The sequence below is a fragment of the Bacillus sp. B19-2 genome (assembly GCF_022832475.1).
Lineage (GTDB): Bacteria > Bacillota > Bacilli > Bacillales > Bacillaceae > Bacillus > Bacillus paralicheniformis.
The window spans coordinates 23,514-42,835 of the sequence record NZ_JALHKQ010000010.1; the positions used below are offsets into that span (position 1 = coordinate 23,514).

The 19,322-nt window shown below is 44.1% G+C and carries 24 protein-coding genes, 2 tRNA genes, 1 rRNA gene and 1 pseudogene; 9 read left to right on the forward strand and 19 right to left on the reverse strand.

Annotated features, from left to right (window positions below; all coding sequences use genetic code 11):
* Positions 1 to 5 precede the first annotated feature (5 nt).
* Positions 6 to 620, reverse strand: coding sequence for a TetR/AcrR family transcriptional regulator (locus MST20_RS20775; protein ID WP_243944537.1), 615 nt, complete (start codon positions 618 to 620; stop codon positions 6 to 8).
* A gap of 160 nt (positions 621 to 780) precedes the next feature.
* On the opposite strand from MST20_RS20775, the gene MST20_RS20780 reads away from it, so the two are divergent.
* Complete coding sequence (locus MST20_RS20780; protein WP_243944539.1) at positions 781 to 1,011, forward strand: hypothetical protein; 231 nt, start codon at positions 781 to 783, stop codon at positions 1,009 to 1,011.
* 49 nt (positions 1,012 to 1,060) lie between these two features.
* A complete protein-coding gene (locus MST20_RS20785) occupies positions 1,061 to 1,741 on the forward strand; it encodes an SOS response-associated peptidase (RefSeq protein ID WP_243944541.1) in 681 nt (226 codons plus the stop codon).
* Between the two features lie 67 nt (positions 1,742 to 1,808).
* On the opposite strand, the gene MST20_RS20790 is transcribed toward MST20_RS20785, so the two are convergent.
* Entirely contained in the window at positions 1,809 to 2,270 is a 462-nt protein-coding gene (locus MST20_RS20790) for a GNAT family N-acetyltransferase (RefSeq protein WP_243944543.1), read from the reverse strand.
* 97 nt (positions 2,271 to 2,367) lie between these two features.
* On the opposite strand from MST20_RS20790, the gene MST20_RS20795 reads away from it, so the two are divergent.
* On the forward strand, positions 2,368 to 2,634 hold the full coding sequence (locus MST20_RS20795; protein WP_243944544.1) for a hypothetical protein: 267 nt from the start codon (positions 2,368 to 2,370) through the stop codon (positions 2,632 to 2,634).
* A 24-nt stretch (positions 2,635 to 2,658) separates the two neighbouring features.
* On the opposite strand, the gene MST20_RS20800 is transcribed toward MST20_RS20795, so the two are convergent.
* From MST20_RS20800 to MST20_RS20810, 3 genes are all read right to left on the reverse strand, one after another.
* On the reverse strand, positions 2,659 to 3,108 hold the full coding sequence (locus tag MST20_RS20800; RefSeq protein ID WP_243944546.1) for a YfmQ family protein: 450 nt from the start codon (positions 3,106 to 3,108) through the stop codon (positions 2,659 to 2,661).
* 113 nt (positions 3,109 to 3,221) lie between these two features.
* On the reverse strand, positions 3,222 to 4,139 hold the full coding sequence (locus MST20_RS20805) for a VanW family protein (RefSeq protein WP_243944548.1): 918 nt from the start codon (positions 4,137 to 4,139) through the stop codon (positions 3,222 to 3,224).
* A gap of 1,532 nt (positions 4,140 to 5,671) precedes the next feature.
* On the reverse strand, positions 5,672 to 6,094 hold the full coding sequence (locus MST20_RS20810) for an antibiotic biosynthesis monooxygenase family protein (RefSeq protein ID WP_243944550.1): 423 nt from the start codon (positions 6,092 to 6,094) through the stop codon (positions 5,672 to 5,674).
* Between the two features lie 132 nt (positions 6,095 to 6,226).
* Between MST20_RS20810 and MST20_RS21460 the strand changes: the two are divergent.
* From MST20_RS21460 to MST20_RS20825, 3 genes and pseudogenes are all read left to right on the forward strand, one after another.
* Positions 6,227 to 6,373: pseudogene (locus tag MST20_RS21460) on the forward strand (transcriptional regulator); the annotation flags it as partial.
* A gap of 82 nt (positions 6,374 to 6,455) precedes the next feature.
* Positions 6,456 to 6,914: a hypothetical protein gene (locus MST20_RS20820; RefSeq protein ID WP_243944551.1), complete on the forward strand. Its 459-nt coding sequence runs from the start codon at positions 6,456 to 6,458 to the stop codon at positions 6,912 to 6,914.
* A 282-nt stretch (positions 6,915 to 7,196) separates the two neighbouring features.
* Entirely contained in the window at positions 7,197 to 7,484 is a 288-nt protein-coding gene (locus tag MST20_RS20825) for a tyrosine-type recombinase/integrase (RefSeq protein ID WP_347880877.1), read from the forward strand.
* A gap of 76 nt (positions 7,485 to 7,560) precedes the next feature.
* Here the strand turns inward: MST20_RS20825 and groL are convergent, their stop codons facing one another.
* Both groL and groES read right to left on the reverse strand, forming a co-directional pair.
* The gene (groL, locus tag MST20_RS20830) at positions 7,561 to 9,198 is read right to left on the reverse strand and encodes a chaperonin GroEL (RefSeq protein WP_243944555.1); all 1,638 of its coding nucleotides are present in this window, start codon (positions 9,196 to 9,198) and stop codon (positions 7,561 to 7,563) included.
* Positions 9,199 to 9,242: 44 nt separating this feature from the next.
* Positions 9,243 to 9,527 carry a co-chaperone GroES gene (groES, locus tag MST20_RS20835; RefSeq protein ID WP_003179248.1) on the reverse strand — a complete coding sequence of 95 codons (285 nt, stop codon included), beginning with the start codon at positions 9,525 to 9,527 and terminating at the stop codon, positions 9,243 to 9,245.
* 225 nt (positions 9,528 to 9,752) lie between these two features.
* Here groES and MST20_RS20840 point away from each other — a divergent pair, with 225 nt between their 5' ends.
* Positions 9,753 to 10,487 (forward strand): CPBP family intramembrane glutamic endopeptidase, encoded by a 735-nt coding sequence (locus MST20_RS20840; RefSeq protein WP_243944557.1) that lies wholly within the window; start codon positions 9,753 to 9,755, stop codon positions 10,485 to 10,487.
* A complete protein-coding gene (locus MST20_RS20845; RefSeq protein ID WP_243944559.1) occupies positions 10,487 to 10,678 on the forward strand; it encodes a YdiK family protein in 192 nt (63 codons plus the stop codon). Before MST20_RS20840 ends, MST20_RS20845 begins: the two co-directional genes overlap by 1 nt.
* A gap of 44 nt (positions 10,679 to 10,722) precedes the next feature.
* Here the strand turns inward: MST20_RS20845 and tatC are convergent, their stop codons facing one another.
* Genes tatC through moaC form a run of 4 tightly spaced genes read right to left on the reverse strand, consistent with a single transcriptional unit; the run spans position 10,723 to position 12,872 of the window.
* Positions 10,723 to 11,499, reverse strand: coding sequence for a twin-arginine translocase subunit TatC (gene tatC / locus MST20_RS20850; protein WP_243944561.1), 777 nt, complete (start codon positions 11,497 to 11,499; stop codon positions 10,723 to 10,725).
* A 6-nt stretch (positions 11,500 to 11,505) separates the two neighbouring features.
* Positions 11,506 to 11,679 carry a twin-arginine translocase TatA/TatE family subunit gene (locus MST20_RS20855; protein ID WP_020450330.1) on the reverse strand — a complete coding sequence of 58 codons (174 nt, stop codon included), beginning with the start codon at positions 11,677 to 11,679 and terminating at the stop codon, positions 11,506 to 11,508.
* 38 nt (positions 11,680 to 11,717) lie between these two features.
* Positions 11,718 to 12,362 (reverse strand): redox-sensing transcriptional repressor Rex, encoded by a 645-nt coding sequence (locus MST20_RS20860; protein ID WP_035337111.1) that lies wholly within the window; start codon positions 12,360 to 12,362, stop codon positions 11,718 to 11,720.
* 3 nt (positions 12,363 to 12,365) lie between these two features.
* Entirely contained in the window at positions 12,366 to 12,872 is a 507-nt protein-coding gene (gene moaC, locus MST20_RS20865) for a cyclic pyranopterin monophosphate synthase MoaC (RefSeq protein ID WP_243944563.1), read from the reverse strand.
* Positions 12,873 to 13,018: 146 nt separating this feature from the next.
* On the opposite strand from moaC, the gene MST20_RS20870 reads away from it, so the two are divergent.
* Positions 13,019 to 14,944: an ABC-F family ATP-binding cassette domain-containing protein gene (locus MST20_RS20870; RefSeq protein ID WP_243944565.1), complete on the forward strand. Its 1,926-nt coding sequence runs from the start codon at positions 13,019 to 13,021 to the stop codon at positions 14,942 to 14,944.
* 239 nt (positions 14,945 to 15,183) lie between these two features.
* Here the strand turns inward: MST20_RS20870 and tsaD are convergent, their stop codons facing one another.
* The 8 genes from tsaD to rrf form a co-directional block, all read right to left on the reverse strand.
* Positions 15,184 to 16,209, reverse strand: coding sequence for a tRNA (adenosine(37)-N6)-threonylcarbamoyltransferase complex transferase subunit TsaD (gene tsaD, locus MST20_RS20875; RefSeq protein ID WP_243944567.1), 1,026 nt, complete (start codon positions 16,207 to 16,209; stop codon positions 15,184 to 15,186).
* Entirely contained in the window at positions 16,199 to 16,657 is a 459-nt protein-coding gene (rimI, locus tag MST20_RS20880; RefSeq protein WP_243944569.1) for a ribosomal protein S18-alanine N-acetyltransferase, read from the reverse strand. Before rimI ends, tsaD begins: the two co-directional genes overlap by 11 nt.
* Before the next feature lie 12 nt (positions 16,658 to 16,669).
* Positions 16,670 to 17,359 (reverse strand): tRNA (adenosine(37)-N6)-threonylcarbamoyltransferase complex dimerization subunit type 1 TsaB, encoded by a 690-nt coding sequence (gene tsaB, locus MST20_RS20885; protein WP_243944571.1) that lies wholly within the window; start codon positions 17,357 to 17,359, stop codon positions 16,670 to 16,672.
* Entirely contained in the window at positions 17,340 to 17,816 is a 477-nt protein-coding gene (tsaE, locus tag MST20_RS20890) for a tRNA (adenosine(37)-N6)-threonylcarbamoyltransferase complex ATPase subunit type 1 TsaE (RefSeq protein ID WP_243944573.1), read from the reverse strand. The genes tsaB and tsaE overlap by 20 nt, the downstream gene beginning before the upstream one ends.
* Before the next feature lie 8 nt (positions 17,817 to 17,824).
* On the reverse strand, positions 17,825 to 18,808 hold the full coding sequence (gene thiL / locus MST20_RS20895) for a thiamine-phosphate kinase (RefSeq protein WP_243944575.1): 984 nt from the start codon (positions 18,806 to 18,808) through the stop codon (positions 17,825 to 17,827).
* Between the two features lie 196 nt (positions 18,809 to 19,004).
* Positions 19,005 to 19,081, reverse strand: a tRNA-Asp gene (locus MST20_RS20900).
* Positions 19,082 to 19,121: 40 nt separating this feature from the next.
* Positions 19,122 to 19,198 (reverse strand) — tRNA-Met (locus MST20_RS20905).
* A gap of 12 nt (positions 19,199 to 19,210) precedes the next feature.
* A 5S ribosomal RNA gene (gene rrf / locus MST20_RS20910) occupies positions 19,211 to 19,322 on the reverse strand; the annotation flags it as partial.

Sequence of the window (19,322 nt, forward strand, 5' to 3'; positions counted from 1 at the left end):
CCTTTTTATTCGCCTTCAATACCGAAACGAATCATATCCAAAAACCGTTTTCGTTCTTCAAGAAGATGTCTGCTCCAAGCTGAATCATAATCGTTTTCAGCCGTTACTTTCGCTAGAAACTTTTGTTCAAAATGCCCCATCATGACCATGATGAGTTCGAACGCCTCTTCACGATCGACTCCTTTCCTCAACGGAACTTTCGCAAAAAGCTGTTTTAGAATACGATTTCTAACGGCAAATTGCTCCCCATACTTTGCGGCGATTTCTTCTTTTAATTCGGAAGGCGGTGAAAAAAAGGCTTCTTTCGTGAGCTTATATACGTTTGGATAATCCGCGAAAAACTCAAGCTTAGCCAGGCTTATTTTTTCTTTCGCTTCAAAAAAATCATGATAAGACGACAGGTCATCAAGGGAAAGGCGCGACTTTACCTTTTCAATACAATAATCGAGCACAGTTAAGTACAGGATTTTTTTGCTTTTAAAGTGATGAAAAATCAGCGCCTTTGAAATGCCGGCCGCTTCCGCCAGCATTCCGGTCGAAGTCTTAGCATAGCCGCGCCTCGCAAAAACTTCCAAACAGGCATCGAGTATTTGTTCTTTTTCATAAAGCTGTAAAGGCATTGATCATCATTCCTTTTCGTTATTGACCAATCGGTTAGTATAAATTGTAGCGTTTGCTGATCATTCGGTCAATATAATAAAATAAGAATGAGGTTTTAACATATGAATTTATTGGTAAAATGAAGGTGGAGCTTACAAAATATGTCGGGGTGAAAAAGCAATGCTGGCGTTGGTGGTAAAGTTTATTTTGCTCTTTATTTTATGTTCCATTTCGTTTTCTTTATTTAAAGCATGTGTTTACACAGCAGGTAAAAAGCTGATTGACCGGACCGCGGAAGGATCGGCGCTTAACTGGACCTGCAGCGTATTCATCAAAAACGGCGTGGCCATGACGGGCGATGACTGCTTTGTCATGGCTGTTGCAGCGGCCTTGTTGGCCATTTATATATAAAAAATCTATTTGCCTCAAACTTTCAATAAACAAAAAAAGGTGATCTAAGATGTGCGGCAGGTTTACGCTCTTTTCTGAATTTGATGAGATTATTGATCGTTTCGAGATTGATCAAATGACGATTGAAGATTACAGCCCCAGTTATAACATCGCGCCTTCCCAGTTCATTCTCGCCGTCATCAGCGACGGTTCTCATAACCGGCTGGGGCGGCTGCGATGGGGATTGATTCCGCCATGGTCAAAGGATGAGAAAATCGGTTATAAAATGATCAATGCGCGCGCCGAGACTTTGGCTGAGAAGCCGAGCTTTCGAAAGCCGCTGATCAGACAAAGGTGCCTCATTCCGGCAGACAGTTTTTATGAGTGGAAGCGCACCGATGCCAAGACAAAACGGCCGATGAGGATCAAGCTCAAAACAAATGGACTGTTTTCGTTTGCGGGGCTTTGGGAGAAGTGGCAGCCTGCAGGCAGCAAGCCCGTCTATACATGCACAATCATTACGACAATGCCCAACGATTTGATGAAAGATATTCATAACCGCATGCCTGTCATTCTTGATCGTCAGGCTGAAAAGGAATGGCTGAATCCGGAAAATCAAGACCTTGCGTATTTAGAAAGCCTTTTAAAACCCTATGCGTCAAAAGAGATGGAAGCTTATGAAGTCCCGACTCTCGTCAATTCACCGCATCATAATTCTCCTCAACTCATTAAAAAAGCCCCTTTGCAATGAAAAAGGGGCTTTTCAGCGAGGCGGCCGGGTCATAATGGTGAGGGCATCGCCTCCATGATTCAAAAAATTAATGTGTCAGAAGGTAAAATTCACTGCTGAATCCGATGCCTTCCCAAAAATGCAGCGCCGATTGATTATCGATATCAACTGATACTTGAACGTGAGACACTTGATGCCGTTCAAACCAATCCATCATACGATCTGCAACAAGCTTCCCCAGTTTGTTTCTTCGATAGCCCGGGGCTATGTACACTTCATCGATGTGCCCGCTCAGACAATCGCTGACCAAATCTTTCTTAATAGAGGCCAGCCCGTATCCGACCGCTTCTTGCTTCTCATTCACGACGGCAAAAACCGCTCCGTATGCGGATTGAGCATATTGTTTCAGCTGCTGCTGTATCATTTCTCTATCTTGATCATCCAATCTGCAATCAGCCGTTTCCAATGTATTATCATTCCACAAATTAATCAGTTCAGCAACAAACTCAGGCTTCAGAGGGGCATCAAGCTGTTGAATATGTATGGTCATGGCGTTTCTCCCTTTGCAAGACTTTTCATCAACCACATTTTAAATTAGAATAATATGCAATACAAGGATTTTATTGCTAATGAAAGGTGATGGTGAAATGGACAGTCGTACAGCGCGGGAAAAAGAACCGCCGCTTGTCAAAGCGTTCCATTATATCACGCTTGCCGGCATAATTCTCCTCATCATTCCATCCGGTTTAAATCCTGTTTATTTGAATGTGGGTTTCATCCTGTTTGGGCTGAACATCGGTGTGCGTTCATTCGTTCTTTTGAAGAAGAATAAAAAAGGAGAATGTATCTTTACGATCGCTGCTTGTTTATTTTTGATCGGTTACAGCGCTGTCAGGCTTTATTTCATATCATAAAAAAAGCAGGTTTTTTCCTGCTTTTTAAACCAAATCCGCCGTTTTGAGCCCCCTGCATGTTTGCAGACTGTCAGAACGCAGACAATAAGCGGCCGTCTTTTTCTTATATTGTTTAACGACGTCTATATGATCATCGTATCTGTAAACCAACAGCTTCACAGCGTTTTTTCCTCTTTTTGTTTCGATAACAAACGGTGTCCCGGCGTTTTTCGGATTTACATACAGCGGCTCGTCTCCCGGGTAGATGTAATACCGCTCCATAAATACGGCTTCATTAAAGTGTTGAATAAATTGACTCTTGTCAGATCCCTCTAAACGCTTTCCGCCGAACGTCACTGTAACATTCGCTTCTTCCAGCTTCACATGAACTTGAAATTTGCCGGTCAGCCACTCTACAACACCGCTCGGAAGGCAAGTGACCAGTATTTTAAAAAGACTGAAGATCACCAAAAAGGTTACAAAAAGCCATGTCACTCGATCATCTCCTCTTGTCTTAAAGATGTGTCCTTGATTCATCCTATCATACAGGCAAAAGGATTTTATTGTACATTGTGTGAACAAGTGCAGCGCCAGCTGAACATTCGCCTCTAGTGATCCCCGCTCTGATGTTCTTCTTTTGGGATTTCAGACGGAGCCTTCGGGACCTTCCGCAGCTGATGATTGACAACATCAGAAGAATAAAGTGTAACAACCATCATTCCTCCATGCCGTTTTGCTCGGATCAAGACCGGCTGGTTATATTTATTTTGAAAGCGCAAATCAGGCCCGCCCCAGCTGACCGTCGCGTCGCGCCCCGGCGGAACATAAGGGACACGGCGGCTGTGGGAATAGCGCTGGACGATTTCCAGTCCTGCCCGGTCAACCGCATTAAACAATGTCGACGAAACCTGGCAAATGCCTCCCCCAACCCCTTCAGACAATTCGCCTCTCACGATCACGGGAGCCTTCATATACCCCTTGTCCGGCGTCCTCATACCGACAACTTTGTTAAATGAAAACGTCTCATTAGGAAACACAACATGATTGTCGATCGCTTTTGCCGCGAGTGAAATGTTGTGCGTCCTGCTTTTATTCCCGGAATTAAAATACGTCACATACTGGCCGATCCGCTGTGTCCGGATATGGGAAAGCAGTTCGCTGTCCACTTTCGGGTAAACGTTCAATTCAGGCACCTCGATTGCGGACGGGCCATCCCCATAAAAATACGCGTAAAACTGCTCTCTAAACCCCTTCCTGGAAAGGCTGTAGCCAACCTTGCCGGGAACGATCCTTCCCTGATCATTGATCACGGCGTTGACGGGATCCTTGTGTACTTTCCGCTCAAGCCTGTCAACGAACTCGCCGTATTTTTTATCATCAATCAACGGTGTCCCGGGAAGCGGCATTGTAAAATCTTCGCGGTTCAAAACGGCCACTTTCTTCCCTTGCTGGGTAATCGTTAAGCTGTCAGAATGCCCCGCGGGCTGCGCTAAAAGTAAAAGTCCAGTCATCCAAATTTTCAGCATAAGTCGATGTACCTCCCGCTATTAGTATGAACAGGAGATGATATTTGATGTACTGGACGTATGATGCTTTAATGATGATCTATATTATGGATTGGAAAGGTTACACTAATGGAGGGAAGCTAAAGCATGCATTTAAGCCTGTTTATTTTTATTGGTTCCTTTTCTTTTTTGCCTAATTAACATTACGGTAGTTGCGATCAGGACTATCAAAAAAATGATGCCTGAGTACAGGAACCCAACCAGCTCTACGCCATTAAATTTGTACGTAAAATAACTGCCGATAAAAAAGATTGTCCCCAGCAGGGAAAATGAATTGCATCGATTTACAATTTTTTTGACCATTTTTATAAAACCCCCATGGTCTTGCGATTTAAATGCCATTTGCACATTTGCCCCAATATCAGATGCAGAATTAGAGGGACATTTATTAAGGCTACTCTTACCGAAGTTCATAATATAAAATATATGCCCTTCTCTTTGAGAAAGGCATGTCGCTACTTGTTCTGTTGATTTTCTTTTAAAGTAAGATTTAAAAATAGAAGGGCCAGTAAAATGAATGCGATGTTCACCAGCCAGGACTTCCAGCTAGCCGCAGGGTCAAAAATTGTACCGAGCAGGTGAATAATAAATGAAAGTGATAAAAGCAAAAACATTAGTTTGTTGTGCGACATTAATTGTTTAACCTTTCTGTTAAAAGTTCAGAACCCATTATACCTTAATTATCCAAAGTTCAACAAATTATCTTTCGATCAATTTACAACATTGATGTTTGATGAACAACTTAATTTCTTATTTTTTGGGGTCACTTCAAATAAGGGAAAGTGCGTCTCCCATTCTGCCCAATAAAAAAACGGCCACCAATTAACTGCACAACATCCGTGTGCAAAAGATCAATGTCCGCAGGCCCTCCTTCTTGGACTCAGGTATACGTTCGTTTTTCTTGTCTCTATCGTATGACAAAATGGAATAGAGAAAGTCCCCCATTTTATCCCCCTTTTTGTCGGATTTTTCTCGGATTGGAACATAAAACATAGAACAATCCCTTTCACGAATGTATATTCCCATACGCAAATTGATTTTTCTCGGAATAGGTTGTATTTTACTGGAAATTCATTTCAGAGACATACACCTTCAAAATCCCAAAGTGTGACCAGTTTTGTGACCAAAATAGCTAGTTTAGAAAATTAGAAATGCAAACTTAATAAGGGGTAGCGTAAGATCAGGAAAATGCTAATATTTAAAAGCCCAATTTCTCAGTATTGAATTTGAAAAATTGGGCTTTTTTCGCTCCGCAATCGCGCCCTTTTGCTGAACAAAGTTGCGATCTTCATATAGTGCTTATAGACAAGGGGGTATTCCAGCAGAGGTATCACCATGGAGTTATCAGTTGATTAGCTTGGTGAAGATGAAGAAAGAACCAATGAAGGACATATTAGAAAACGTTCTTCAAGTTGAAATCACCTTAAAAAACAGCGACATAAACAGTTTTTCTTCCTATTACACCGGCCTAAAGATAACTGGCCAAGTTTAAATCAGCGACTGACATTCGTTAAATTACTTCCCCATTCTCCTTTTGGGGTTAAATAACTTATTATTCTATCCTCAAGGAGATCACCAAGAACTTCTTCATATTTTTTTCGATAAGGCTTTGGCAATTCTTCCTGTAACCAACTGTCTTTTGTACCTTGCCAGATTTCATAAATTACTATATCATCTGGTTTTTCAATATCATCACTTATAATAGCATTTATAAAGGTAGGTTCGTTTGACATCACTTCAACAAGTGAATAAAGTGATTTTCGAAAAGCTTCTTTTTTGCCTGCTTTAACTTTGAAACGAATGTTTAAAACAACTTGATTGGCATTGCTAGTCATAGTAATATGCAACCCCTCAAAAAGTTTATTTAAGAATATTCCCGTTAAACCTAGTGTAATAGAATGTTCTTCCTTATTCAACAAAAGTGCCTATTTGTTCCAGAATATGCGCCCCGTTTTAATGATTAGCCTTCTTCCATTCCCCTCGCAATTATTCAGCCTTTATTCTCCTTCGGTGAACCTCCACTATATGGCCCTTTAATGGAATAAAGAAGAATCTTCACTGATACAGCTAAAAAAATCTTAAATGATCCAAAAACCTTCATCGCTGCCCGTCAAGGAGAAATAACACAGGAGATTTTAGATGCTGCCCTCGAAATCATTTCGGAGCAACTAAAAGAAGGGCGCAAAAAAAGATGATAACAAAAAAGAAACAACAGCAAGCGAGAACAAAGAATCTGATAGTAAAAAAGATAACGAAGATGTCCAAGAAGATGGGGACATGAAAGCGACTACCGTCTTCACTAATAAAAATGTAAATATTAAAGGCTCAACTGGCCCTATGAAATATGAGATCAGTGCCATTCAATTAAAGGAATTGGAGCCAAAAAACGAAGAAACCGCCTCGCTTCTTGATGCGAAAGTCGGAGATAAAATCAACGCAATAACAATTGAAATGGAAGGCGAAAATACTTCTGATAAAGACGTAAGCTTTTTCTTAGGGCAAGCGAAAATCATTACTGATACTAAGGAACAGCTTGAACCCGAGGTGTTACTTTCTGAACATATCGAAGGAGAATATTTAGGGAAAGTTAAAAATAAAGGTCACAATGTTTACATCTTGAAAAATTCATCTGTTAAAGACTTGAAATCAATCGAAATTCGGGTTGATGCTCCAATAGATGATAAAGCTGATAGTCTCGGAAAAGATGTAAAACATACAATTGAAGTCAATAATTGAGAATTGCCCTTTTTAGGGCTTTTCTTTAACACTAAAAACAGAACTATATTCTTATCAAGGTGGACTACATGCCTTTTTAAGCAATGCTCGAATTTAAAAGTTACAAAGACATTGTATTGCCCAACAAACAAAGCATCTAATTAAAATTTATTGCATCCTAACACCAGCAACTGTAGGAGAAGTACCTGCTTTCCGATTTTAGCGGCGCTCTTAAAAAGGCTTAAATTTAAATAGGCAAAGATAGCATATGCCAACGGCGAAAAATTTAGCTAAGATAATTTCATTTTTTCCCGTCCGGATGGTAATCCCGAAAACATAAAGAAAATGGATACAAGAATGAGAAGCATTTTAAAACGAATGTACCTAAACAAAAAAATCACTCAACACACTTTCCGTCACACCTTTACATCCCTTGCAGTCGAAGCCGGTGTTCCTTTGGAAGAAATCCAGAAAATTTTAGGCCGCGAAAAAGACGAAGTGACTAGAAAAGTTTATCTGCATACCACTAAAACTTCGCAACAATTCAATTCATTTGTAAATGACTTATCAATGAAAATCCAATCATCATGATGGATGTGACCATTTCGTGACCAATTTAATAAACAAAACAAAAAACCCCTTGATTTTCAAGGGGTTTTAAGTGGGCTTACATCATGCCGCCCATGCCACCCATTCCGCCCATGTCAGGCATTCCTGCGCCGCCGCCTTTGTTTTCTTCAGGCTTGTCGGCAACAACTGCTTCAGTTGTCAGGAACATAGCCGCTACAGAAGCTGCGTTTTGCAGAGCTGAACGTGTTACTTTTGTAGGGTCAACGATACCTTTGTCGATCATGTTCACCCATTCGCCTGTTGCAGCGTTGTAGCCTACGCCAATTGCTTCGCCTTTCAGGCGCTCAACGATGACAGATCCTTCAAGACCCGCGTTGTGTGCGATTTGACGGATTGGTTCTTCAAGAGCGCGAAGAACGATGTTGATACCAGTCAGTTCGTCGCCTTCAGCTTCAAGGGCAGCTACTTTATTGTAAACATTGACAAGAGCTGTACCACCGCCGGATACGATTCCTTCTTCTACCGCAGCGCGAGTAGAGTTCAGGGCGTCCTCGATGCGAAGCTTGCGTTCTTTCAATTCTGTTTCAGTCGCAGCGCCGACTTTGATGACAGCTACGCCGCCTGCAAGCTTAGCAAGGCGCTCTTGTAATTTTTCTTTATCGAACTCAGAAGTTGTTTCTTCAACTTGAGCGCGGATTTGGTTGACGCGTGCAGCGATTTGCTCTGTATCTCCCGCACCTTCAACGATTGTTGTGTTTTCTTTTGTCACAACAACTTTAGAAGCGCGTCCCAATTGGTTGATTTGAGTTGATTTAAGGTCAAGACCTAAATCTTCTGTGATCACTTCGGCACCTGTCAGGATAGAGATGTCTTCGAGCATCGCTTTGCGGCGGTCGCCGAATCCAGGCGCTTTAACAGCCACTGCGTTGAATGTTCCGCGAAGCTTGTTGACAACCAATGTTGCAAGAGCTTCACCTTCAACGTCTTCAGCAATCAGAAGCAACGGCTTGCCTTGCTGAACGACTTGCTCAAGCACCGGCAGGATTTCTTGAATGTTTGTGATTTTTTTGTCTGTTACTAAGATGTACGGATTTTCAAGAACCGCTTCCATCTTATCGGAATCTGTCACCATGTAAGGAGACGCATATCCGCGGTCGAACTGCATACCTTCAACCACTTCAAGCTCTGTTGTGAATCCTTTGGATTCTTCGATTGTGATGACACCGTCGTTGCCAACGCGCTCCATTGCTTCAGCGATCAGGCTTCCGACTTCTTCGTCAGCAGCGGAGATTGAAGCAACTTGTGCGATTGATTCTTTGCCTTCGATTGGTTTGGAGATTTCTTTCAGGCTTTCAACCGCTACAGCCACAGCCTGCTCGATCCCTTTGCGCACGCCTACAGGGTTAGCGCCGGCAGTTACGTTTTTAAGACCTTCGCGAATCATCGCCTGAGCTAGAACTGTCGCTGTTGTTGTACCGTCACCGGCAATATCGTTTGTTTTGCTCGCAACTTCAGCAACAAGCTTTGCGCCCATGTTTTCGAACGCGTCTTCAAGCTCGATTTCTTTCGCGATGGTAACACCGTCGTTTGTGATTAATGGAGAACCGAATTTTTTCTCAAGAACGACGTTGCGTCCTTTAGGTCCCAAAGTTACCTTTACAGCATCCGCCAATGCATCTACACCGCGCAGCATTGAACGGCGGGCTTCTTCGCTAAACTTAATATCTTTTGCCATGTTATTCGAACCTCCTATATAATTGTCTCGTTTTTATTTATGACTTAGCCGATTACAGCTAAAATGTCGCTTTCACGCAAGATTAAGTAGTCAGTACCTTCATATTTCACTTCGGTACCTGCATATTTTGAGAAGATGATGCGGTCGCCTGTTTTAACTTCTAATGCAACGCGCTCTCCGCTCTCTAACACACGGCCTGAACCGGCTGCAACCACTTTACCCTCTTGTGGTTTTTCTTTTGCGGAGTCAGGAAGTACGATTCCGCTGGCAGTTTTTTCTTCAGACTCAACGAGCTCAATGACAACGCGATCACCTAATGGCTTTAACAATGAAACAACCTCCTCAATATTTTCATATGTAATTTTAGCACTCGCACTCGGTGAGTGCTAACACAATTCTTATAATAAAGAATCTCCTAGGCAATTTCAAGTGAAAAGGTCAAATTTTTTTGCGCTTACATTTCTCCGCATATCCTTATCATCCTATAATTTAAAAAGAGTGTGTTACAATAAACATAGTCTGATTTAGATTTTTAGAAAAGGAGTACATAAAGCTTGAGAAAACAATACTGGTTTATTATATTGGCATACGTTCTCATGCAATTGTCGGCCTATGTCGGCTTGCCTCTTCTCTACTTCTTGGGAGTGGGCAGAGGACAGCCCAAAGCTGAAGCCCAGCTTACATTGACAGGCGTATGGTCTGTCATCGCGTTTACCCTCTGTCTCGTTATCGTGCTGCTGATTTTGCGGACGGTGCCGAAGACGACGCTTCGCAACCGTCCGAAAGCATCGGTTGGAGCGTCAATCGGATGGGCGGTAGCCGGCGTCTTTCTCGCTTTGTTTGCGCAGACAATTGCCGCTTCGATCGAAATGAACTTGTTCGGGGTCAACCCGGAATCCGAAAATACGCAGCGGATCATGGAAATCATCACCGCATTGCCGCTGATGATGTTTGTCTCTTCTGTATTCGGTCCGATTCTTGAAGAAATCATTTTCAGAAAGATCATTTTCGGTGCGATCTATGAGAAAACGAATTTTTTCGTTGCCGCTCTGTTCAGTTCAGTGCTCTTCTCGATCGTCCATTTGGATTTCAGCCATCTGCTTATTTATACGGCAATGGGATTCACATTCGCCTTTTTATATGTCAGGACCAACCGGATTATCGTGCCCATTTTCGCCCATGTCGCCATGAATACTTTCGTCGTCTTGCTGCAGACATTCCGGGAGCCTATTGAAGAATACTTGAAACACGTCGAGAAAATGCAAATGATTATTGGAGGATTTCTATGATGAGAAGCCCTACATTCTGGGGAGCGCTTTACTTATTAACGGGTGTGCTGTTTACGTATCTGGCGGCAACCTCGCCCGGAAACATGTGGTCTTTTTATACGATCCTGCTGATGCTTTTCGCAGCCTATAATATCAGCATTTCCTTTAAAATGTTCGCCCTTGCCGGAAAGATGAAGCGAAAAGATCAATAGCCTTTTTTGTGAAGGAAAAGAGCCATTCTGAAAAAGAATGGCTCTTATTTTGTATGGTCGTTCAAAAACGCCTGATTTTCCTCTTGAATCATTGTTTTTTGCGCCTGCCTGTAGGATATTCTTGAAATCACGATACTGACTTCATAAAGAATGAGCAATGGCACCGAGACCATTAAATGCGACAAAAGCTCAGGCGGTGTAATGAGCGCCGCAATGACGAACAACACAAAATATGCGTATTTTCTGATTTTCGCCAAAAACATCGGCGTCACGAGCCCGAGCCTTGTGATAAACATGATGACCACAGGCATCTGAAACAATAAGCCAAAAGGAAGCGTCAACTGAAGCAGAAACTGAAAATATTCGTGTATTCCGATGACCTGGTTGACATTCAGATCATTTGAGACTCTCGTCATAAAGTCCACGACAAACGGAAATAAAATAAAGTAAGAAAAGGCAATGCCGCCTAAAAAAAGAATAATCGATACCGGAATATAGCTGAGCGTCACTTTTCGTTCTTTTTCATACAGCCCCGGGCTGATGAAAGCCCACAGCTGGTATAAAACAAGCGGCGAAGTCAAGACGGCGCCGATGATGAACGCGAACTGCACGTACACAAATAAAGGATCGGTCAGCTTGAACGCGTTAAGCGTCAGCAGCTTCGCTTCATCTGTCTGCTGCAAATAGATAATCAGCGGCTTTGCCAATAAAAAGCCTGCCGCAACAAATAAAACAAAAAAGAAAAAAGTGATCACAAGCCGTCTGCGTAGTTCTGTGATATGTTCTATCAGCGACATTTCTCTTTCCTTCATAAATGTCATCCTATCCTACTGATCTTCTTTCTTTTTATCGGAATCGTCGTCAGCCAAACCTTTTGTCGCATTTTTAAACTCCCTCAGCGTGTTTCCCGCCGCTCTTCCCAGCTCGGGAAGTTTTTTCGGGCCGAATATCAAAAGCGCCACCACGACAATTAAAATAAAGCTTCCAGGACCGATTGGCATAAAGCCTGCCCCCTTTCCTTTATTTTTCGTTTTCCGTTTTACTTTTCCTGCATTGAATAATGTTTCATGAAATACACCAGCGACTGAAGTTCAACCGCCAAATCTATATGATGAATGCGAATGTGTTCCGGCACATTCAAGCGGGCCGGCGTAAAATTAAGAATGCCTTTAATGCCAAGCGCCACCAGCCTGTCTGTAATCGACTGTGCGGCTTGAGCCGGAACCGTCAAAATGGCGACGGGGATATCATCCGTCATATGCTCTTCAAGTCTATTCAGATCATAGACGGGAACGCCCCCGACCTCGGTTCCGATCTTTTCCTCATTGATGTCAAACGCCATGGCGATTTTTGTATTATTGTTTTTGATAAAATTGTAATGGAGAAAGGCTGTCCCCAAATTCCCCACGCCAATGAGCGTTACGTTTGTCATTTCATCCTGATCAAGCGTCTTTCTGAAAAAGGACAGCAAATAATTGACATTGTAGCCGTATCCTTTTTTTCCGAGCGCGCCGAAGTACGAGAAATCCCTGCGGATGGTCGCGGAATCGACTTTGACGGCATCGCTCAGCTCAGCGGAAGATACACGCTGTTTTCCGGATGCATGAAGGTTTTTTAAAAAACGATAATATAATGGCAACCTTTTCGCTGTCGCTTGCGGAATTTTTGAATGATCCATGTTCATAAACTAATCCTCCATGTCTACATCAGCTTTTTCCCTTTTATAGTCACCGTTTTTCCCGCCTGTCTTTTCGAGAAGAAAGGTCGGTCCTATCACCATTCCCTTATCCGCCGCTTTGCACATGTCATATACGGTCAGCGCACATACGGAGGCGGAAGTTAACGCTTCCATTTCCACACCTGTGCTCCCTTTGGTCTTCACTTTAGATTGAATATGCAGAATGCTCTTCTGTTCTTTCTCCTCCCAGCGAAAGGTGATGTCGACTCCTTTCAGAGCGATGGGATGGCACATCGGGATGATGGCGGATGTCTGTTTTGCGGCCATGATTCCGGCCACTTGCGCCACCGCCAATACATCGCCTTTTCCGATTTCCCGGTTTTTGATTTTTTCATGTACTGTTCGATTCATAGACACGCTTGAAACAGCCGCAGCTGTGCGCACTGAAGCTTCCTTTTCGCTTATATCAACCATCTTGGCTCTGCCTTGTTCATTAAAATGTGTAAACTCATTCATGTTCTGAACTCTCCTTATAACGATCATACACTATTTTTTTCATTCTGTCTTTTTCTTTGGCTAAAATCTTCCAGACTTCACTTAATTGTTTGCTGACTGCGCAGTGATAGGCTACACTTAAAATAGCAGACAAGAGGTGAAAGATCATGATGATTTTACAAGTGAACCAGCTTTCAAAATCGTTTGGAGCCGATACGATTTTAACGAATATAAAACTCGAAGTCAGATCTCGGGACCGGATTGCGATCGTCGGACGCAACGGCGCCGGAAAATCGACTCTTCTAAAGATTATCGCAGGAAAACTTTCATATGAAAAGGGGGACATCATCAAGCCGAAAGATATGACGATGGGCTACCTTGACCAGCATTCCGGCCTTGATTCCAAGCTGACGCTCAAAGAGGAATTGCTGTCGGTATTTGATTTTCTGAAAAAAATGGAAAAAGAAATGCGCGCGATCGAAGAAAAGATGGCGCAGGCCGAACCGGACACGCTTGAATCGTTGATGAAGACGTATGACAGGCTTCAGCAGGAGTTCAAGGACAAAGGCGGCTACCAATATGAGGCAGAGGTCAGATCCGTCATGCACGGGCTCGGCTTTGCGGGATTTGACGACTCCGTCCGCGTCCAGGACTTAAGCGGAGGTCAAAAAACAAGGCTTGCCCTCGGAAAAATGCTTTTGACAAAACCCGACCTCCTCATCTTGGACGAACCGACAAACCACTTGGATATCGACACCCTGACATGGCTTGAACAATATTTGCAAAACTACAGCGGAGCGATTTTAATCGTTTCCCATGACAGGTACTTTCTTGACAAAGTGGTTACCCAAGTTTACGAGATCAGCCGGTCCCAAAGCAAAAAATATACCGGGAACTACAGCTCTTATCTCCAATTAAAAGCCGAACAGCTGGAAAAGGAAACAAAGCTTTACGAAAAGCAGCAGGACGAAATCGCCAAGCTGCAGGAGTTCGTCGACCGGAATCTGGCCAGAGCTTCGACGACGAAACGGGCGCAGAGCAGACGAAAGCAGCTTGAACGGATGGAGATTATGGACAAACCGCTCGGAGATGAAAAGTCGGCGACTTTCCGCTTTGAAATTACAAGGCAAAGCGGAAACGATGTACTGCGGGTGGAAGACTTGACAGTAAGCTATCAGGAGCAGCCCCCGCTTCTCCGTTCATTGAACTTTCGCATTACCCGCGGGGAAAGCGTTGCCCTGGTCGGGCCGAACGGAATCGGCAAGTCAACCCTTTTGAAAGCATTGATTCAAAAGCTGCAGCCGGTGTCGGGAACAATCGCGACAGGCTCCCATGTCTCAATCGGCTACTATGACCAGGAACAGGCTGAATTGACGTCGTCAAAACGTGTGCTTGACGAGCTTTGGGACGATTATCCGGAGATGAATGAAAAGGATATCCGGACCTGCCTCGGCAACTTCCTGTTTTCGGGAGAAGACGTATTAAAACCTGTGCACGCGTTAAGCGGAGGCGAAAAAGCGAGACTTGCCCTCGCCAAGCTGATGCTGCAAAAAGCGAACTTCCTTATCCTTGATGAGCCGACAAACCATCTCGACCTGGACAGCAAGGAAGTCTTGGAGAACGCTTTGATCGATTACCAGGGAACGATATTATTTGTGTCCCATGACCGCTATTTTATCAACCGGATCGCGACAAAAGTACTGGAGCTTTCCCGCGACAAAGCCGAAGAATATTTAGGCGACTACGATTATTACACAGAAAAAAAAGCGCAGCAGCTTGAACTGAAAGAACTAGAAAAACAGACGGAAGAGCGTCAGAATAACGCTTCCGAAAAACCGGGCGCAAAAAAGAGCTATGAAGAAGAAAAAGAGCTGAAAAGAAAAGAACGCCAGCGGCAGCGCAGGATTGAAGAAATCGAAACAAGAATTACGGACATTGAAGAACAGATCGAAAAGAATGAAGAGCTCCTGTGCGACCCCGCCGTCTTCCAAGACCATGAGAAGGTCCAGGAAATCCACTCTGAAAATGAACGGCTGAATGAGGAGCTTGAACAACTGTTATCAGAATGGGAAACACTCTCTACAAATGAATAAAGGGTGAACCGCTCCAAGCCGGAGCGGTTTTTTTGTCCACAATTAAAATCCTTTATTTAAAAGAAAGAAAGCGATTTACCCACAATATCCACAAAAAACATAATATTTATACACATTATTAACAGGTAAAAAAGGTCTGTAAATTAAGGTTTTTAACATTATACACAAGACTGTGGATATATGTTAACAACCTGTTAATAACTATTCCCGGGCAAAAAAACCTCACAGAGCGTGAGGTTTTAATAAGACGTCAGATCTAAGCCGGGCTGACCGTTCATATCATATTTTCCTCTGATTCCTTTTTCAAAAGCAACCGTACCTGCGGCGGCAATCATCGCGGCATTGTCCGTACACAGCGAAAGCGGCGGGATCAAAAGCTCAATCTCCGGATGGCTGCTGAACTTTTTTTCGAGCGCCGCTCTCAGCCCTTTGTTTGCAGCAACTCCTCCGGCAAGCAGCACCTGTTTGACCCCATAAGCTTTCGCAGCACGTTCCGTTTTTGTGACGAGGACATCAATGACGCTTTCCTGAAAGCTGGCTGACAAATCTTCCGGAGCGATCGTTTCACCTTTTTGCGAAGCGTTGTGAAGCGTGTTGATGACTGCGGACTTCAATCCGCTGAAGCTGAAATGATAAGAACCTTCTTCAAGCCATGCGCGCGGCAGCGGCACATTTGCCTCGCCTTTTTGCGCAAGTTTGTCAATGTGAGGTCCTCCCGGATAAGGAAGCCCCATCGTTCTCGCCACTTTGTCATAGGCTTCGCCTGCCGCATCGTCAAGCGTCTCTCCGATGACTTCAAATGAGCCGTGCTCTTTCATATACACGAGTTCGGTGTGGCCGCCTGAGACGACAAGGGCAATCGCCGGAAATTGAATGTCCTGAACAAGTCTGTTGGCATAGATGTGACCGGCAATGTGATGGACGCCTACGAGCGGTATGCCCCGGGCAAAACTGAGCGCTTTCGCGGCATTCACGCCGATCAATAAAGCGCCGACAAGCCCCGGTCCTTCCGTTACTGCGATGGCATCAATGTCATCAAATGTCATGTCCGCTTGTGCAAAGGCTTCCTCAAGCACGATCGTCATCTGTTCCACGTGATGCCTTGATGCGATCTCGGGAACGACGCCGCCAAACCGTTTATGACTCTCGATTTGCGACGCTACGACATTTGACATGATATCCGTTCCGTTTTTGACAATCGCGGCGGCCGTCTCGTCACAGCTTGTTTCGATTCCTAATACATACAGATCTTTTTTATGATTCATTTAGTCTCACCCACATTAATAATGCATCTTCCCCATTATCGGTATAATAATTTTTGCGAATTCCTCCCGGCTCAAAGCCGAGCTTTTTGTATAAGCTTTGTGCAATATGATTCGATACCCTCACCTCTAAAGAAAGCTGAACCGCCTTTTTCATCCGGCAAAGCTTCATCGCGGCTTTCAAAAGAGCTTCTCCGAAACGGCGGCCCCGATATGCAGGGGAAACGGCAATGTTGGTGATCTGGGCGTCATCCATGACGATCCAAATCCCGCAGTAGCCGACAACTTGCTCCTCAACTTCGAGAACGAGGTAATGTGCATACATATTGTGAAAAAGCTCATGATGAAAAGATTCTTTTTTCCACGGAGAAGAAAAAGAGCTTTTTTCAATTTCAAAAACCTGGTCCAAATCTTTTCGATTCATATCGCGTATGACCATTTGCGTGTTCATGGCTTCACCCGTTTACTTTTGTTTTTCAAGCCAGACGGCCTCGGCTTCGGCCAGACGAATATAGTTTGGAACAACGCTGTGCACAGGCTCGGCCTCTTTAAGTTCTCCGATTAAAGCCAATTCTGAAGGTCGTGGAAGCTGCAGGGCAGGGCCAGCAATGACCGCTTGTTCACCGAGAATCTGTTCGATCATTTCCTGATGAATCTCTGTGTCACTTCCTATGAAAAGGACTTGCTGATCCATGGCTTTCAGCTTTTTAAGCCAATCCTCAAGCAGAATGTTTTGGTCCTCTTCCAAGCCATGCAGTTTGCCGTCCCTATACTGGTATAGTCCCGTATAAACCTGACCGCGTCTGGCATCGAACAACGGACAAATCAAGCCTTGGAAAAAACGGCCGTTTGCCGCCAACACTTCTAGGCTTGAAACGGTTTTAATCGGAATATTTAATGACCATGCAAGCGTTTTGGCAATCGTAACACCGATCCGCACGCCTGTATATGAACCCGGACCTTTGGCAACTGCAATTTGGGTCAGGTCATTCGGCTCTAGACCGCACTCTTTTAGGAGTTCATCGATCGCCGGCATAGCTCTGACCGAATGGTTTTTCTTTAAGTGGGATATATGCTCGGCTATCACTTTTCCGTCTTTAATTAATGCCACACCGAGCGTTAAATTGGATGTATCAATCGCAAGTATCGTCATGTTTGCTGATCTCCTCGCAAAGATTTTCGTAGCGGCTGCCTTTAGGGGTAAAGGTCAGCTTTCGTTCATCATCGCCAAGCCGCTTAATGACCACCTCAAGGCGTTCTTTCGGAAGCTGCTCCTCAATCAAATGCGCCCATTCCACAAGGCAGACGCCGTCTCCCTCAAAATATTCATCTAATCCGAGATCTTCCGTTTCATCTTCCATTCTGTAAACATCCATATGAAACAGCGGAAGAGAGCCGTCCCGGTATTCTTTGATGATGGTAAAAGTCGGGCTGCTGACAACCCGCTTGATTCCGAGCCCTTCGGCAAATCCTTTCGTAAAAGTCGTTTTGCCTGCTCCAAGATCGCCCTCCAATGTGATAACATCACCGGGCTGAACATACTTTGCTGCCAGTCTGGCAATGTCTTTTGTCTCTTCAGGCTCTGTCGTTTTCCACTCTAACGTTTTCACTTTACTTGTCACCTGTCTTGTTTAAAATGGTTATATCCTTTTTTTTCGAGAAGAACGCGGCCCTGTCCATTATGATAAAACACGTCCGCCTGCCCTTGTTGTGTAACGCGGCCGATTTGATAAACCGGCACATGACGCTCAGAGCATTCCTGGCTAAAACGTTCCCATTGATCATTAGAAATCGTACCGACGAGTTCAAAATCCTCACCGCCGAAAAGGACCCACTCTTCCCATTTTGTGTGCAATGTATGTAAATCCGAATGGATTGGAATCAACTCTTTATATATGTCAATGGAAACACGGCTCGCTTCGGCAATTTCATTTAATTCGCTGGCAAGTCCGTCGCTGATATCATTAAGTGCCACATGATGATAGCGTGAACAGAGCAAACCTGCCTCAACCCTCGGCATAGGCCTCTTGTGCCGCTTTATAAAATATTGAGACTGCTTCTCATCTTTCATCTCTGCTTGGCCCAATATAAAAGCCAGACCGGCAGCAGATGAGCCAAGTTCTCCCGTCACAAAAACGACATCCCCGGGTTCGGCATGGCTTCTTAAACAAGATCTGCCCTTTTCAATCTCGCCGATTACTGTTACGGTCAAAACGAGCGGCCCGTTGGCAGATACGGTGTCACCGCCGATTAAGTCCATTTGATATAGTGTCGCCAGTTTATTCATTTCTTCATACATGGCTTCAATATCCGCCGCGCGCCAGCCGGAAGGAACAGCGATGGATACAAGATAATACTTGGGGCTGCCTCCCATCGCGGCAATATCACTAATATTCACAGCCAATGCTTTATATCCGATATCGGCAGGCGATGAATGGGATGATAAAAAATGAATACCATCGACCATCGTATCGACCGCAACAATCTCATGATAACCGTTCTTTGTATGATAAACAGCGGCATCGTCCCCAATACCGATTTCTATTTCCCGGTGAAAAAGCGAACGGGGCGTAATCCTTTGAATCAATTCAAATTCGTCCATAAGATCATTTGCTCCTTTGCTGTTGCAACCAATCAAAACACTATCATTAGTTTATCGAATTATCACCAATTATCCAAGAAATAAAGAAATTCGGCAAACATTGTGAATAACGCCGATGAAGCCAAGCTTTCAGCATAGACCTGAAAGAAGACATAAAAAAAAACGAAAACCTCAAAGATTTCGTTTGTGTACAACATGGCGGTCCGGACGGGACTCGAACCCGCGACCTCCTGCGTGACAGGCAGGCATTCTAACCAACTGAACTACCGGACCACTTTTTATTTATTTATTTTCTTTGTATGGAAATTATATTTGGTTGCGGGGGCAGGATTTGAACCTGCGACCTTCGGGTTATGAGCCCGACGAGCTACCGAACTGCTCCACCCCGCGATAATATAAACAGCTTGGCGGCGTCCTACTCTCACAGGGGGAAGCCCCCAACTACCATCGGCGCTGAAGAGCTTAACTTCCGTGTTCGGCATGGGAACGGGTGTGACCTCTTCGCTATCGCCAC